This window comes from Vibrio sp. B1ASS3 (genome assembly GCF_905175355.1).
In the GTDB taxonomy this organism is placed as follows: Bacteria; Pseudomonadota; Gammaproteobacteria; order Enterobacterales; family Vibrionaceae; genus Vibrio; species Vibrio owensii.
Genome location: NZ_HG992742.1, coordinates 733,786 through 749,151 on the forward strand (window position 1 = coordinate 733,786; position 15,366 = coordinate 749,151).

The 15,366-nt window shown below is 45.3% G+C and carries 12 protein-coding genes and 1 pseudogene; 5 read left to right on the forward strand and 8 right to left on the reverse strand.

Going from position 1 to position 15,366, the window contains the following annotated elements; all coding sequences use genetic code 11:
- Positions 1–152: 152 nt before the first annotated feature.
- Positions 153–1,355: pseudogene (locus KJB05_RS03500) on the forward strand (IS4-like element ISVsa5 family transposase).
- 351 nt (positions 1,356–1,706) lie between these two features.
- On the opposite strand, the gene yacG reads toward KJB05_RS03500, so the two are convergent.
- The 8 genes from yacG to nadC form a co-directional block, all read right to left on the reverse strand.
- Entirely contained in the window at positions 1,707–1,907 is a 201-nt protein-coding gene (gene yacG / locus KJB05_RS03505) for a DNA gyrase inhibitor YacG (protein ID WP_027726863.1), read from the reverse strand.
- Between the two features lie 56 nt (positions 1,908–1,963).
- The gene (gene zapD / locus KJB05_RS03510; protein ID WP_038897986.1) at positions 1,964–2,704 is read right to left on the reverse strand and encodes a cell division protein ZapD; all 741 of its coding nucleotides are present in this window, start codon (positions 2,702–2,704) and stop codon (positions 1,964–1,966) included.
- 27 nt (positions 2,705–2,731) lie between these two features.
- Positions 2,732–3,346: a dephospho-CoA kinase gene (gene coaE / locus KJB05_RS03515; RefSeq protein ID WP_208445166.1), complete on the reverse strand. Its 615-nt coding sequence runs from the start codon at positions 3,344–3,346 to the stop codon at positions 2,732–2,734.
- Positions 3,347–4,216, reverse strand: coding sequence for an A24 family peptidase (locus KJB05_RS03520; protein WP_208445167.1), 870 nt, complete (start codon positions 4,214–4,216; stop codon positions 3,347–3,349).
- Positions 4,217–4,288: 72 nt separating this feature from the next.
- Complete coding sequence (locus tag KJB05_RS03525; RefSeq protein WP_009707569.1) at positions 4,289–5,512, reverse strand: type II secretion system F family protein; 1,224 nt, start codon at positions 5,510–5,512, stop codon at positions 4,289–4,291.
- Between the two features lie 33 nt (positions 5,513–5,545).
- A complete protein-coding gene (pilB, locus tag KJB05_RS03530; protein WP_208445168.1) occupies positions 5,546–7,231 on the reverse strand; it encodes a type IV-A pilus assembly ATPase PilB in 1,686 nt (561 codons plus the stop codon).
- Positions 7,231–7,635, reverse strand: coding sequence for a prepilin-type N-terminal cleavage/methylation domain-containing protein (locus tag KJB05_RS03535; RefSeq protein ID WP_038878904.1), 405 nt, complete (start codon positions 7,633–7,635; stop codon positions 7,231–7,233). Before KJB05_RS03535 ends, pilB begins: the two co-directional genes overlap by 1 nt.
- A 264-nt stretch (positions 7,636–7,899) precedes the next feature.
- The gene (nadC, locus tag KJB05_RS03540; RefSeq protein WP_208445169.1) at positions 7,900–8,787 is read right to left on the reverse strand and encodes a carboxylating nicotinate-nucleotide diphosphorylase; all 888 of its coding nucleotides are present in this window, start codon (positions 8,785–8,787) and stop codon (positions 7,900–7,902) included.
- A 92-nt stretch (positions 8,788–8,879) separates the two neighbouring features.
- Here nadC and ampD point away from each other — a divergent pair, with 92 nt between their 5' ends.
- The 4 genes from ampD to aceF all read left to right on the forward strand — a co-directional run bounded on the left by ampD (position 8,880) and on the right by aceF (position 15,254).
- On the forward strand, positions 8,880–9,431 hold the full coding sequence (ampD, locus tag KJB05_RS03545; RefSeq protein ID WP_208445170.1) for a 1,6-anhydro-N-acetylmuramyl-L-alanine amidase AmpD: 552 nt from the start codon (positions 8,880–8,882) through the stop codon (positions 9,429–9,431).
- Positions 9,432–9,835: 404 nt separating this feature from the next.
- On the forward strand, positions 9,836–10,603 hold the full coding sequence (pdhR, locus tag KJB05_RS03550) for a pyruvate dehydrogenase complex transcriptional repressor PdhR (protein ID WP_005438026.1): 768 nt from the start codon (positions 9,836–9,838) through the stop codon (positions 10,601–10,603).
- A gap of 55 nt (positions 10,604–10,658) precedes the next feature.
- The gene (gene aceE, locus KJB05_RS03555) at positions 10,659–13,322 is read left to right on the forward strand and encodes a pyruvate dehydrogenase (acetyl-transferring), homodimeric type (RefSeq protein ID WP_039975498.1); all 2,664 of its coding nucleotides are present in this window, start codon (positions 10,659–10,661) and stop codon (positions 13,320–13,322) included.
- A gap of 30 nt (positions 13,323–13,352) precedes the next feature.
- Positions 13,353–15,254, forward strand: coding sequence for a pyruvate dehydrogenase complex dihydrolipoyllysine-residue acetyltransferase (aceF, locus tag KJB05_RS03560; protein WP_208445171.1), 1,902 nt, complete (start codon positions 13,353–13,355; stop codon positions 15,252–15,254).
- Positions 15,255–15,366: the final 112 nt, after the last annotated feature.

A 15,366-nucleotide genomic window follows, 5' to 3' on the forward strand; every position in this document is an offset into this window, starting at 1 on the left:
CCATTTGGGCTCCGTTTTTTTATGCGTGAAAAAGGACGCTAAGCTCTGATGAATCCCCTAATGATTTTTATCAAAATCATTAAGTTAAGGTAGATACACATCTTGTCATATGATCAAATGGTTTCGCCAAAAATCAATAATCAGACAACAAAATGTGCGAACTCGATATTTTACACGACTCTCTTTACCAATTCTGCCCCGAATTACACTTAAAACGACTCAACAGCTTAACGTTGGCTTGCCACGCCTTACTTGACTGTAAAACTCTCACTCTTACCGAACTTGGCCGTAACCTGCCAACCAAAGCGAGAACAAAACATAACATCAAACGAATCGACCGATTGTTAGGTAATCGTCACCTCCACAAAGAGCGACTCGCTGTATACCGTTGGCATGCTAGCTTTATCTGTTCGGGCAATACGATGCCCATTGTACTTGTTGACTGGTCTGATATCCGTGAGCAAAAACGGCTTATGGTATTGCGAGCTTCAGTCGCACTACACGGTCGTTCTGTTACTCTTTATGAGAAAGCGTTCCCTTTCAGAGCAATGTTCAAAGAAAGCTCATGACCAATTTCTAGCCGACCTTGCGAGCATTCTACCGAGTAACACCACACCGCTCATTGTCAGTGATGCTGGCTTTAAAGTGCCATGGTATAAATCCGTTGAGAAGCTGGGTTGGTACTGGTTAAGTCGAGTAAGAGGAAAAGTACAATATGCAGACCTAGGAGCGGAAAACTGGAAACCTATCAGCAACTTACATGATATGTCATCTAGTCACTCAAAGACTTTAGGCTATAAGAGGCTGACTAAAAGCAATCCAATCTCATGCCAAATTCTATTGTATAAATCTCGCTCTAAAGGCCGAAAAAATCAGCGCTCGACACGGACTCATTGTCACCACCCGTCACCTAAAATCTACTCAGCGTCGGCAAAGGAGCCATGGATTCTAGCAACTAACTTACCTGTTGAAATTCGAACACCCAAACAACTTGTTAATATCTATTCGAAGCGAATGCAGATTGAAGAAACCTTCCGAGACTTGAAAAGTCCTACGGACTAGGCCTACGCCATAGCCGAACGAGCAGCTCAGAGCGTTTTGATATCATGCTGCTAATCGCCCTGATGCTTCAACTAACATGTTGGCTTGCGGGCGTTCATGCTCAGAAACAAGGTTGGGACAAGCACTTCCAGGCTAACACAGTCAGAAATCGAAACGTACTCTCAACAGTTCGCTTAGGCATGGAAGTTTTGCGGCATTCTGGCTACACAATAACAAGGGAAGACTCACTCGTGGCTGCAACCCTGCTTACTCAAAATCTATTCACACATGGTTACGTTTTGGGGAAATTATGAGGGGATCTCTCAGCGCTAAGCTTCGAGATTCGAGAGCGCTTCGCTTTAGGTATCGAGAGTTGTTGTTGGAAGGCTAGTGCAAGAAGCTTGGCCCCCCGAAGATGTTGACAGGGCTTGTCCCTAAAAAAACAAAATAGAGCCGAATCCCGAATCCCGAATCCCGAATCCCGAATCCGAATCCCGAATCCCGAATCCCGAATCCCGAATCCCGAATCCCGAATCCCGAATCCCGAATCCCGAATCCCGAATCCCGAAAAACAAAAAGGGCCGATGCTCTCACATCAACCCTTCTCTTTATTGTCGAAGCGTAGCGCTGTCGTATCTCGACTCTAGCCTCTCAATTCTCAATTCTCAGTACTGGTCTTCAGACCAACCATCGCTGTCCGACATATCTGGAGCACCGGCGATGGCGTTTTCTTCATCAGCCCATTCGCCAAAATCAATCATTTGGCATTGCTTGCTACAGAAAGGGCGGTGAGGGCTTTGTTCGCCCCACTCAACGTCAGCGCCACATTGTGGGCATGGAACGACTGTAATTTTAGACATCGTCATTCGTCCTATTTATTCGGTGTTCAAAGGTATTAAGGCAATAGTAGTGCTTGTTGAGCTTAGCTACAAACAGCAAGTTCAAACTCGACATCTTGCGTGCAAGCTTGACCACTTTCGAAAGCCATGAATTTGATGGCAAAACGGTTTTTATGACCCGAGATCATCGGGTAGACACCGTATTCCATTGGAATGTGTAAACGCAGGATGTTGGCTTCGTCCGCGTCGCTTTGGAAGAATCCAGTGCGAGCGATTTGTGCTTTGAAATGTCCTGTTTCGCGAGTCAGCTTGAGCCAGAGTGCTAAGGCATCAGACAAAGGTTTTAAACTCGCTTGCCACTGTTCTGCATCGTGTTTTTTACGCTCAATAGGTAAATGAAGCCAGTAGTGCAACGCAGGAAGATCAAAACAACATGACCCTCCAGGTAAGTTAAAGCGTTGGCGAATTGAACTTAAGAAGCGATCTTCTTTAAGTGCCTGACCAAAACGCTCAGCAGTCATCAGTTGGCTATGGACCACGTCGATCTCTTTTAAGAGTTCGCTAAGGGCTTGCTGATCGACACCGTCAACATTGAGCCAGTTACGATAAGCTAAACGCTGCTTTTCAAGATCTTTAGCCAGTTCGCTTTTTAGCTGGATTTGCTCGAAGATCTCGACCATATCGAAAAGGGCACGAAAGAACAGCTGATATTGATGGTTATCTGCAAAACCAGAGGCTAGATGAGCCTGACGCAGCAAAGACTCAACTCTTAAATAGATGCGAGTTTTTTCATTTAACGGATGTTCAAATTTGTGCGTGGTCATCGACATTAGCCTTGGTGAGTTTCATTCCTATTTTCGCAGATTTTTCTTACACATGGCTAGGTACTTTTCGTGTAAATCTGTGATTTGAAGCAAAAGATCTGGGTCATCTGGATTATTCTTCACCACATCATCCGCCAGAGCAAGCCGTTGCTCACGAGAAGCCTGGGACGCCAAGATCGCATTTGCCTGCTCTTCGCTTACGTTATCGCGTTTTACAGTTCTGGAGATCTGGGTTTGTGGGTCAACATCGACGACAAGAACTCGATCACATAAGCTATCAAGCTTGTTCTCTACCAATAAAGGTACAACCAAGAGGGCATAGTCCGATGTGACTTGCTCCAAATCTTCGATCATCTTTTCACGAATCATCGGATGCAATAAACCATTAAGCCATGCTTTCTCTTCTGGATTGGAGAAGATCTTTTCTCTTAATTTGGCTCTATCAAGTGCCTGATCATCGCGAACAATATCCGCACCAAAGTGTTCGATGATGGCATTAAGTCCGGGAGTCCCCGGCTCAACCACTTCTCGAGCTACGATATCAGCATCGACAATATCGATTTTGAACTGCTGTTTGAATAGGTTTGCCACCGTGGTTTTGCCACTCGCAATACCGCCAGTTAAGCCAATAACAAAAGCCATTTACACTCCTAGAATCGACGTAAAGTACCAGTTGAGGATTTGATGGCCCCAAATTAGGCTCACCCATCCCGCAATTGCAAGGTAAGGGCCGAAAGGAAAGGCTTTCTCGATACCTTGCTTTTGCAAACGCAGTTGGATAAGACCAAAGATGACGCCCACTACGGATGAAAGCAAAATGATCATTGGTAGAGATTGCCAACCCAACCAAGCCCCTAAAGCTGCAAGGAGTTTAAAGTCACCATAGCCCATGCCTTCTTTGCCTGTAAGGAGCTTAAACAAACAGTAAACACTCCACAGACACAGATAACCTGCCATAGCACCAATGATGGAGTCTTGTAGGTTAACTGGGCTGATACCAGAAAGCGCGAGCGCAATACCTGCCCACATTAATGGCAATGTAAGCTGGTCTGGCAACAACATGGTATCGAGATCGATAAATGTGGCGGCAATCAATACAAAGGTAAAGAAAACCAGCGCGACAGTGAAGTAGCTAAAACCGAAGTGAAAAGCGATAAAACCCGAACAAAAGGCAGTAAGCAGTTCGATAAGAGGGTAGCGTGCACTGATAGGAGATTGGCAGTTGTGACATTTACCGCGTAGAAGCAGCCAACTAATCACTGGGATATTGTCACGAATACGAATTTGCGTGCCACATTGCTGACAAGATGAGCGTGGTACGCTTAATGTCAGCTTCTCTTTTGGTGGTTCGATTTTGTATTCAGGGAATGATTCCGCGCATTCGCGTCGCCATTCTAATTCCATGATTTTGGGTAATCGATAAATTACAACGTTGAGGAAACTACCCACGATCAAACCGAAAATCGTGGCAAATACAACGAATAGCCATGGGTAGTACTGGAATACTTCCATATCTGTCTCTTGAGCGATGAATCAAACAAGCAAGGTGCTGTTTTGAAGGAATTAATTTGCTAAAGGATCATTCTATCCCAATACGCTCATCAAGTTAAAGATTGGCAAGTACATTGCTGTGACCAAACCGCCAACAACGACACCGAGAAAAACGATGATAAGTGGCTCTAAAATCTTACTTAGGTTATCGACGGTATTGTCGACCTCAAACTCGTAAATTGCAGCAATCTTGTTGAGCATGTCATCCAAGCGGCCAGATTCTTCGCCAATCATGACCATTTGCAATACTAGCTCGGGGAAGACATTGCAGTTGCGCATGGCAATATACATTGGCATGCCCGCAGCCGTGTCTCTGTATACTTCTTCGATTGCCAATTGATAGTGCATGTTACCCGAGGTCTTTGAGGTGGTTTTTAACGCGGTGAGGATTGGGATACCGGCACTAAAACTGGTGGCAAGCGTACGGCTAAACTTGGCAATGGCGGCTTTGGATAAAACAGGGCCCAAGATGGGAATCTTTAAACTGGATCGTGCGAGCAATAGCTTGAAAGAATCAGAGCGGTTCGATATGACTTTTGAGCCGATCAAGAGACTCAAGAAACCGAGTCCAATGAAAGGGCCCCAGTTTTGAGTCCAAGCAGAGAGGTCTAATACCATCTGAGTAAAAGCAGGTAAATCCGCACCAAAGCCGACAAACATCTTTTCAAACTCAGGGATGACCCGGGTCAGCATTAGGTAGGAAACCCCTAGGGCAACCAAGACAACCATGGCCGGATAAATCAGTGCTTTGATCACTTTCGCGCGCAACTGTTCGCTTTTTTCTCTGTAGGTTGCCAAACGCTCGAAGACTTGGGATAAGTTACCGGACTGCTCACCCGTTGCGATTAAATCGGTATAAAGCGGATCAAAATGCGTGCTAGCGGTACGCATGGCTTTCGACATTGGTGTTCCGGCTTCAACAGCCCTTGTGACACTCATTAAAATCGATTTCATTTCCGCTTTTTTATGGTTCTCTGAAACCAACTTAAGTGCCTGAACAATTGGGACGCCTGTCATCAGCATAGTAGCGATCTGACGGGTAAACACCGTGATGTCTTTCCCTTTGACTCTGTGGCTCAGTTTAGTAATAAAAGAAATACTGCCCTTTTTCAGTTTCTTGATTTTGATGTGTTGAGCATCGAGGCGTTCTCTTACTTCGATTTCCGTCATGGCAAGGACATTACCTGAGGTCTTTTTGCCCGAGCTATTGATGCCTTTCCAACGGTAGTTCTTAAGTTGAGGAGTGATGGTTTTCATAAGCGGAGTGACTGCCTAAAATTTCTGAAAAAGTTAAAAGTAGAGAACGCGTTGCAATTCGCTGAAGCTAGTGACGCCTTGTTTGAGTTTTTCGATGCCAGACATTTGTAGGGTTTGCATCCCTTTGGCGATGGCGAGTTTTTCTAATTCGTGTACTGAAACTCCTTTTATGAGCGCCTCAGATAGGGACTCATCAAACTTCATCACTTCATAGATGCCCGTTCGACCTGAATAACCGTGGGTACACTCGTTACAACCATCTGGATTGGCTTTAAAGACATGCTCTGTGTTGGTAATCCCAATATGTTGCAGTTGGGCATTTGGCTCTTGCGGTTGTCTACAGTGCGGGCACAATTTGCGTGCTAACCGTTGGGCGATGATCAAACTGAGTGAGGAGGCAAGGTTAAAGCTTTCTACACCCATGTTGGATAAGCGGATTACGGTCTCAGCGGCCGAGTTGGTATGTAAAGTGGAAAGAACCAAGTGACCAGTTTGCGATGCTTTGATCGCGATTTCTGCCGTATCGAGGTCCCGGATCTCACCCACCATGACAACATCAGGATCCTGACGCAAGAAAGAACGAAGTGCTTCAGCAAAACCAAAACCGATCTTCGGCTGAACTTGAACTTGGTTAATGCCGGGTAAGTTTATCTCCACAGGGTCTTCCGCAGTCGAGATGTTGATCTCTGGTTTGTTAAGAATGCTTAGCCCTGTATAAAGAGAAACGGTTTTGCCACTACCTGTTGGACCTGTCATCAGAATCATGCCTTGTGGCCGGCGCAGAGCATCCAAATAAAGCTGTTTCTGTTGATCGCTATAACCAAGTTTATTGATATCTAATGCTGCAGAACTGCTGTCTAGCAAACGCAGTACGATCTTTTCTCCAAACAGAGTTGGCAGTGTGGAGACACGCATATCAACCGCGGTGTCTTGGTTTAATTTGAGTTTGATGCGCCCATCCTGCGGCAAACGGCGCTCAGCAATATCGAGCTTAGATAGGATCTTTATTCGGGCAGAGAGACGACGGCTTAAATGGCTAGGAGGCTGTTGAATTTCAATTAAGATGCCGTCGCAGCGTAAACGGACTCGATACATGTTTTCGTAGGGTTCGAAGTGAATATCGGAAGCCCCTTTGCGTACAGCATCGAGTAAGATTTGGTTGATATAACGACTGACGGGGGATTCGTCTTGACTGAGATCTTCAATGTTCTCAATCTCATCATCTCCAACCTCAACCAAGCTTGCGAGCTCGTCTTGGTTTATTTCTTTTAACCTCGATTTTTCCTGCCCAAGTGCTCGGCCATATAAGCGCCGAATCGCAGCGGTCAGCTCGCGAAAATCAGCCAGAACAAGTTCGACTTGCAAGCCTGTCGCAAAACGAAAGTCGTCTTCAGCTTGAAGGTTGGTTGGATCGGCAACCGCGAGAATCAAAGTTGATGACGTGCGATTAAGCGGCAGAGCGTTGTGCCGAGTGATCAAATCTCGCAAACCTAGCGTTTGGCATAACGAAGCGTATTCGTATTGATTGAGAGAAGTGCAAGAAAGCCCGAAAACAGAGCTTAGGTGCTCCGTTAATTCATGAGATTGGAAAAAGCCAGAATTGAGTAAAGCTTCTGGCATTGATATACCAGAAGCTTTGGCTTGCTCAAGTAACAGCTCTTCTTGGGAAAAGGTGAGTATCCCCGCTTGGCGAAGAACTGTTGAGAGGTTGGTTAGCACTATTTACAGCCAGTTACTAAGTCTGCAGCGTCACCTGTAGCGTCACAGATCCAACCAGCATTTGCGTCTCTAGTTATTGTAATTTTAGCGCCACTAATGTTTGTTAATGACAACTCAATTTGTCCTGCTTTTGGTGCAAGTGTCCCCAAACTTGTTGAGCCAGAGGATATTCCCAAGTCTCCTAAGTTAGTCGAGGTTGTGATATCCCCATTTTCTTGGTAGTAAAGCTCTGCTGGTGTAATTAAAGACTTCATTGTTGCAACGGCAGATGCGACTTCGCTTTTCTTTACATAATCTTTATATGCAGGGATAGCTACAGCTGACAAAACACCAATAATTGCTACCACAATCATCAATTCAATCAGCGTAAAACCTTGCTGCTTTTTCTGTTTATTCGTTTTCATCTTCTTTCCTTAAGATAAATTTAGTTAATGCTTATGCATGGGGCAGAAGAGTAAAAAGAGTAGAAACAAGTGGAAACTGGAAACGAAGTGGCTCTCGAGTGAGATAAAGATCTTTGCACTGTAGTTGCATATTGCATGCAAGGTTTTGCGAGTGGTGTTATTTTTTAAGCGGATAAAAATAAAGAGCCTTGCGGCTCTTTATTGCGGTTTGAAAAGCGTAACTCTATGAGATTAAGATAGTTAGTATCGCTTGGTTCTCTGGGATTACTTGAAGCGCATCGAAAGATCCATCGCTTTTAGGTGCTTAGTCAGAGCACCTACCGAGATGTAATCGACGCCAGTTTCTGCATATTCAGCGATGGTCTCTAGAGTCACGTTGCCAGAGTTTTCTAACGCTGCACGACCTGCGTTGATCGCGACCGCTTCACGCATCATATCTGTCGTGAAGTTATCTAGCATGATGATGTCTGCACCTGCTTCGATCGCTTCTTTTAGCTCGTCCAAGCTTTCCGTCTCAACCTCAACAGGCTTACCTGGGTTCAATTCTTTTGCGGTAGTGATCGCTTGAGTAATGCCGCCACAAGCAATGATGTGATTTTCTTTAATAAGGTAGGCATCGAACACACCGATACGATGGTTGAAACCACCGCCACAAGCTACTGCGTATTTAAGTGCGCTACGTAGACCAGGAATCGTTTTACGTGTATCTAATAAACGGCATTCAGTGTGGGCAATTTTCTCTGCGTACTCAGCGGTAACGGTCGCGCAACCTGAAAGGGTTTGAATAAAGTTCATTGCGTTGCGCTCGCCAGTGAGCAAATCACGAGCAGGACCTGTCAGTGTGCAAAGGGTTTGGTTTGGTTCAACCTTGTCGCCATCTTTTACATGCCACTCGATGGTCACTTTGCTACCCAGTTGTTTAAATACTTCATCTGCCCATGCTTGGCCACAAAACACACCGTGTTCACGAGTGATGATGGTTGCCGTGTTAATAGCGTCAGCTGGGATAAGCGATGCGGTGATGTCTTTGTCTGCATCCAATGTGCCACCTAGATCTTCTTTTAGGGTATCGGCCACGGCGCGAGTGATTTCTAATGGAAGTTGTTGCTTAAGGTATTCTAGGCGTTCTTGGCTGTTGTGTGTGTTCTTCATCGCAAATCTTGTCTTGAAAGGGAGATGGCAACGAATGATACTCTCCGGTGTCAATAATTTCAGCAGTTAATTTGCAAAGTAGAGAGGTTGATATGTGCCTAAAAATCGAGAATGGTTGGTTGACGGAGGCAAAGCACGTCCCATCTCCATTTTTTGATGCTCGTTCTGATAAAAATGACATCTCTCTGCTGGTGGTTCACAACATCAGTCTGCCACCGGGTCAATTTGGTGGCTCTTATATAGAAGACTTTTTCACGGGCAACCTTGACCCCAACGCACACCCATTTTTTGAAGTAATTCACAAAATGGGCGTTTCAGCACATTGTTTAATTAAGCGTGACGGCGAGATTGTTCAGTTTGTTTCTTTTTTAGACAGAGCATGGCATGCAGGGCAATCCAGCTTTGCTGGCCGTGAACGCTGTAACGACTATTCAATTGGTGTTGAGTTGGAAGGTACCGAGTTTGTTGCGTACACAGAAGAGCAATATCAATCACTTACTGCATTGACCCAAGCTGTAATGCATTCCTACCCAAAAATCACCTTGCCGAGAATCACGGGGCATCAGTATATCGCTCCCTTGAGAAAAGCCGATCCTGGTCTAAGCTTTGACTGGGTCAAGTTCCGGCACCAGATAAAACGCTAACTTGTAGCGAAAGTGTAAATTCAAAAAACAGAAATAAATAAGGCATACACTCAGGTATGCCTTTTTTCGATACAAGAAATATGAGCGCTTGTTAAAAGTTAACTACATTTTGAACGCTTAAATCGGCGATTGGTGCAAAAGTGTACAGATAATTTTGTCATTTTTTGTTTTTGTTGATCAAATTTACTAGCACGCAGAGCTCCCATCTGTTTTGTTTATGTAATTGGTCATACCAATTTTATTGCCGTTTTAATAGTCGATTGTTATCAGAGTGTTGGTTGTAAGTCCATTCTATGATTTAGGTCAATTTTTGGCTGGACAGTGGCGTTTTAATTATGTTAATTTCTGCACCATCTTAAAATTGGTATTACCAATTACCTGCAAGAGTAGAAGAACAATAAATTATGGCTTATCAAAGGATTCGTCAGCCAAAACTCTCTGATGTTATTGAACAAGAGTTAGAAAGGTTGATTGTGGAAGGAACATTGTCTCCGGGGCAGCAGTTGCCACCAGAGCGCGAACTCGCTAAGCAGTTCGATGTGTCTCGTCCATCTGTCCGTGAAGCCATTCAACGCTTGGAAGCAAAGCGTTTGCTTACTCGCCGTCAAGGCGGTGGCACATTCGTTAGCGAAAACATCTGGAAAAGCTTTTCAGATCCTTTGTTGAACTTGTTGTCGACTCACTCCGAAACGCAGTTAGACCTACTTGAATCGCGTCATGCGATGGAAGGAATTTCGGCGTACTTTGCAGCATTGCGTGGTACCGAAGAAGATTTTGCACGCATTCAAGCTTGCCTGAATCAAATCAGTGAAGAGCAAAAAAGCGACAACGTTGAAGCGGAAGCTGCAGCAGTAATGCAGTTCCTTATTGCTTTAACAGAAGCGGCACACAACGTTGTTCTGCTTCATATTGTTCGTAGCCTTGCGCCTTTGCTTGAGCAAAATGTTCTACAGAATCTAAAGCTCTTACATCGCCGCGAAGAAGTGGTCGATAAAGTAAGTAAACACAGAGCTAATATCGTGGATGCGATTGTTTCTGGTCAGCCTGAAAAGGCGCGTGAAATGTCTCACTCACATTTAGCTTATATCGAAGAAACATTGTTGGATTTGACTCGAGAAGAGTCTCGACGAGAGCGTTCTCTGCGTCGAATTCAGCAAGGTAACGATTCTTAATACAAGAATCGCTTACTTAAATAAGTAGATCCAACCAACAGAAGGATAGATCGCCATGTCTGACATGAAGCATGACGTAGATGCACTGGAAACTCAAGATTGGCTACAAGCCCTTGAATCAGTTGTTCGTGAAGAAGGTGTAGAACGTGCACAGTTTCTACTAGAAACCGTTCTAGAAAAAGCACGTCTAGACGGCGTTGATATGCCAACTGGCATCAACACAAACTACATCAACACTATTCCAGCTGCACAAGAACCAGCTTACCCTGGTGACGTAACTCTTGAGCGTCGTATTCGTTCGATTATTCGCTGGAACGCAATCATGATCGTATTGCGTGCTTCTAAGAAAGACCTAGACCTAGGTGGTCACATGGCTTCTTACCAGTCAGCTGCAGCGTTCTACGAAGTTTGTTTCAACCACTTCTTCCGTGCTCCAAACGAGACGGACGGTGGCGATCTAGTTTACTACCAAGGTCACATCTCACCAGGTATCTACTCTCGTGCGTTCGTTGAAGGCCGTCTAACTGAAGAGCAGCTAGACAACTTCCGTCAAGAAGTAGACGGTAAAGGTGTTCCTTCATACCCACACCCTAAACTGATGCCTGAGTTCTGGCAGTTCCCAACAGTATCTATGGGTCTTGGTCCTATCTCTGCTATTTACCAAGCACGTTTCCTTAAGTACCTAAACGGCCGTGGCCTTAAAGATACTTCTGCTCAACGTGTATACGCTTTCCTAGGCGACGGTGAGATGGATGAGCCAGAATCACGTGGTGCAATTTCTTTCGCTGCGCGTGAGAAGCTAGACAACCTATGTTTCCTAATCAACTGTAACCTACAGCGTCTAGATGGCCCTGTAATGGGTAACGGTAAGATCATTCAAGAGCTTGAAGGTCTATTCAAAGGTGCAGGTTGGAACGTAGTTAAAGTTATCTGGGGTAACAACTGGGATGCACTACTAGCTAAAGATACGACTGGTAAGCTACTACAGCTTATGAACGAAACGATCGATGGCGACTACCAAACATTCAAATCTAAAGATGGCGCATACGTACGTGAGCACTTCTTTGGTAAGTACCCAGAAACAGCTGCACTAGTTGCAGACATGACTGACGACCAAATCTTCGAATTGAAGCGTGGTGGTCACGATTCTTCTAAGCTGTTTGCTGCATTTAACAATGCAAAAGAAACAAACGGCAAGCCAACAGTAATCCTAGCTAAGACTGTTAAAGGTTACGGCATGGGTGAAGCGGCTGAAGGTAAGAACATCGCTCACGGTGTTAAGAAGATGGACATGACTCACGTACAATACCTACGTGATCGTCTAGGTCTACAAGACATTCTTTCTGATGAGAAAGTAGCTGAACTGCCTTACCTAAAACTGGAAGAAGGTTCTGCTGAATACGAATACCTACATGCTCGTCGTAAAGCACTGAAAGGTTACACGCCACAGCGTCTACCTAAGTTCACACAAGAGTTCAAAGTACCTGAACTAGAAGAGTTTGCTCCTCTACTTGGTGCTCAGAAGCGTGAAATCTCAACGACTATGGCTTACGTACGTACGTTGAACATCCTGCTTAAAGACAAGAACATCGGTAAGAACATCGTTCCTATCATATGTGATGAAGCGCGTACGTTCGGTATGGAAGGTCTATTCCGTCAAGTGGGTATCTACAACCCAGACGGTCAAGAATACACACCTGAAGATAAAGGCATCGTTTCTTACTACAAAGAAGCAACATCAGGCCAAGTTCTTCAAGAAGGTATCAACGAACTAGGTTCAATGGCATCTTGGGTTGCTGCTGCTACTTCTTACAGCACAAACGATCTGCCAATGATCCCGTTCTACATCTACTACTCAATGTTCGGTTTCCAACGTATTGGCGACATGGCATGGCTAGCAGGTGACCAACAAGCTCGTGGCTTCCTACTAGGTGCTACAGCTGGTCGTACAACACTGAACGGTGAAGGTCTACAGCACGAAGATGGTCACTCGCACATTCAAGCTAACACTATCCCGAACTGTATCTCTTACGACCCAACATTCGCTTACGAGCTAGCAGTAATCATGCAAGATGGTATCCGTCGTATGTACGGTCCTGAGCAAGAAAACATTTACTACTACCTAACAGTAATGAATGAAAACTACGCAATGCCAGCAATGCCAGAAGGCGCTGAAGAAGGCATCCGTAAAGGTATCTACAAGCTTGAGTCTCACGAAGGTGCTAAGGGTAAAGTTCAGCTAATGAGCTCTGGTACTATCATGAACGAAGTACGTAAAGCAGCGACTATCCTAAGCGAAGAGTACGGCGTAGCATCTGACGTGTTCTCTGTAACTTCATTCAACGAGCTAACTCGTGATGGTCAAAATGCAGAGCGTTACAACATGCTTCACCCAGAAGCTGAAGCGAAAGTGCCTTACATCACTACTGTTCTTGGTAACGAACCAGCAATCGCTGCGACGGATTACATGAAGAACTACGCTGAGCAAGTACGTGCATTCATGCCAACTGAGTCTTACAAAGTTCTTGGTACTGACGGCTTCGGTCGCTCAGACAGCCGTGAGAACCTACGTCGTCACTTCGAAGTTAATGCAGGCTACGTGGTAGTTGCAGCACTAACTGAACTAGCGAAACGTGGTGATGTTGAGAAGTCTGTTGTTGCTGAAGCAATTGCTAAGTTCAACATCGACACTGAAAAAACAAACCCACTTTACGCTTAATACAGCGCTTAACTAGAAGGTAAATAAGCAATGGCAATCGAAATTAATGTACCTGACATCGGTGCGGATGAGGTTGAAGTTACTGAGATTCTTGTAAGCGTTGGCGACAAGGTTGAAGAAGAACAGTCTCTGATCACTGTTGAAGGCGACAAAGCTTCTATGGAAGTTCCAGCGTCTCAAGCAGGTATCGTAAAAGAAATCAAAGTTGCAGAAGGCGATTCAGTAACAACTGGTTCTCTTATCATGATTTTCGAATCCGAGGGTGCAGCTGACGCTGCACCTGCTCCTGCGGCTGAAGCGGCTCCAGCAGCAGCTCCAGCTCCAGCAGCAGCGGCAGCAGAACTAAAAGAAGTTCACGTTCCTGATATCGGTGGCGACGAAGTAGAAGTTACTGAGATCATGGTTAAAGTTGGCGATGCAGTAGAAGAAGAGCAATCACTTCTAACTGTAGAAGGCGACAAAGCTTCTATGGAAGTACCTGCACCATTCGCAGGTACAGTTAAAGAGATCAAGATTGCTGAAGGTGATTCAGTAACAACTGGCTCTCTTGTGATGGTATTTGAGGTGGCGGGCTCAGGTGCAGCAGCTCCTGCAGCGGTTGAAGCGCCAGCAGCACCTGCGGTGGCTCCTGCGGCAGCAGCTGAAAAAGAAGTGAATGTTCCAGATATCGGCGGTGACGAAGTAGAAGTTACTGAGATCATGGTTAAAGTTGGCGATACAGTAGAAGAAGAGCAATCTCTAATTACTGTAGAAGGCGACAAAGCTTCTATGGAAGTACCTGCACCATTCGCAGGTACAGTTAAAGAGATCAAGATTGCTGAAGGCGACAAAGTAACGACTGGCTCTCTAATCATGACTTTCGTTGTTGAAGGCGCAGCACCTGCTCCTGCGGCGGCTCCAGCTCAAGCGGCAGCACCTGCTCCAGCAGCAGCTCCTGCACCAAAAGCTGAAGCTCCAGCGGCGGCACCTGCAGCGAACGATTTCCAAGAAAACAACGAATACGCACATGCGTCTCCAGTTGTTCGTCGTCTAGCTCGTGAGTTTGGCGTAAACCTATCTAAGGTTAAAGGTTCTGGTCGTAAGAGCCGTATCCTAAAAGAAGACGTTCAAAACTACGTGAAAGATGCGCTTAAGCGTCTTGAGTCTGGCGCAGGTGCAGCAGCATCTGGCAAAGGCGACGGTGCAGCACTTGGTCTACTACCTTGGCCAAAAGTTGACTTCAGCAAGTTCGGCGAAACTGAAGTTCAGAAGCTGTCTAAGATCAAGAAGATCTCTGGTGCAAACCTACACCGTAACTGGGTGATGATTCCTCACGTTACACAGTGGGATAACGCTGACATCACTGAGCTAGAAGCATTCCGTAAAGAACAGAACGCAATCGAAGCGAAGAAAGACACTGGCATGAAGATCACTCCTCTTGTGTTCATCATGAAAGCGGTAGCGAAAGCACTAGAAGCGTTTCCAGCGTTTAACTCTTCACTTTCTGAAGATGGCGAAAGCATCATTCTTAAGAAGTACGTGAACGTAGGTATTGCCGTAGATACGCCAAACGGCCTTGTTGTTCCAGTATTTAAAGACGTGAACAAGAAAGGCATCTACGAGCTATCTGAAGAACTAATGGCAGTTTCTAAGAAAGCACGTGCAGGCAAGCTAACAGCAGCTGATATGCAAGGCGGTTGTTTCACAATCTCTAGCCTTGGCGGTATCGGCGGTACAGCGTTTACACCAATCGTAAACGCGCCAGAAGTTGGTATCCTAGGTGTATCTAAATCTGAAATGAAGCCAGTGTGGAACGGTAAAGAGTTCGAACCACGTCTACAGCTTCCACTGTCTCTATCATACGACCACCGTGTGATCGATGGTGCAGAAGGTGCACGCTTCATTACTTTCCTAAACGGTGCACTATCAGACATTCGTCGCCTAGTACTGTAATATAGAAAGTAATAGTTAAGGTGGCTTTCGGGTCACCTTACTTCTTTATATAAAAGACTATTTTTAGACGACAATTTCTCACATCGTTCAGAATCTGAAAGATGAATTGTTG